This window comes from Cupriavidus sp. UYPR2.512, from assembly GCF_000379565.1.
In the GTDB taxonomy this organism is placed as follows: domain Bacteria; phylum Pseudomonadota; class Gammaproteobacteria; order Burkholderiales; family Burkholderiaceae; genus Cupriavidus.
Window position 1 is genome coordinate 1 of sequence record NZ_KB903134.1, and the last position, 1,069, is coordinate 1,069.

Annotated in this window: 1 protein-coding gene; it reads left to right on the forward strand. The window is 57.7% G+C overall.

Going from position 1 to position 1,069, the window contains the following annotated elements:
* Positions 1 to 144: 144 nt before the first annotated feature.
* Positions 145 to 1,069, forward strand: a 925-nt coding sequence (locus A3A5_RS0123470) for an IS110 family transposase (RefSeq protein ID WP_081623975.1), incomplete at its 3' end; no start/stop codon positions are given.

Below are 1,069 nucleotides of genomic sequence, written 5' to 3' on the forward strand. Positions count from 1 at the left end.
CGGTGGCATCGAGACCATGCGCATGATCCGCAAAGAATGAAATGAACGCGTCCCACCCGTGAACGAAAGCGAAGTAAGGTGGATCCTCACGGGCCAACGGCATCGATGTGCCCAAAGTGGAAAATGCATGCATTTCAGGATCCAATGACGAATTGTATGGCAGTGGGTGTGGATATCGCCAAGAACGTGTTTCAGTTGCATTACGTCGATCAGGAAACGGGAGAGATCGTGAACAAACCGATCAAGCGGGCAAAGTTCCTGGAGCATTTCGCGAATCGAGCCCCCTGCCTGATCGGAATGGAAGCGTGTGGGGGCGCGCACCACTGGGCTCGGCAACTGATGAAGATGGGTCACGAGGTGAGGCTGATGCCGGCGGAGTTCGTCAAGGCATTCAACATCCGCAACAAAAATGATGCAGCAGATGCGAAGGCGATCTGGCTGGCGGCGCAGCGGCCGAGTAAGGCCGTCGCCGTGAAGACCGAGATGCAACAGGCAATGCTGGGGCTGCACCGAATGCGTGAGCAGTTGGTGAAATTCCGCACGATGCAGGTCAACGGACTGCGTGGGCTGCTGACAGAATACGGCGAGGTGATGAGCAAGGGACGGGCTGCGCTGGACAAGGAGATACCGGAAGTGCTTGGTCGGCTTGCCGATCGCCTGCCTGCGGTGTTGATCGACACGTTGAGGGAGCAATGGAAGGGATTGACGAAGCTGGATGAGCAGGTTGCTGAAATAGAGCGTCGGATGCGCGAGTGGAAGAAAGAAGACCAGGCGGTAACGGCAATCAGCGAGATTCCTGGCGTTGGCCTGCTAACGGCAACAGCGGCAGTCGCGATGATGGGTGATCCAAAAGCATTCAGTTCGGGGCGCGAGTTCGCTGCATGGGCCGGGTTGGTGCCAAAGCAAGCCGGATCGGGCAGCAAGATCAAACTGCATGGCATCAGCAAGAGAGGTGACACGTATCTGCGCACGCTGCTGATTCACGGCGCGCGCAGCGTGTTGACGCGTGCGAAGGAGCCAGGTCCGTGGGTTGAGCAAATCAGCAAGCGTCGCCCGCGCAATGTTGTGA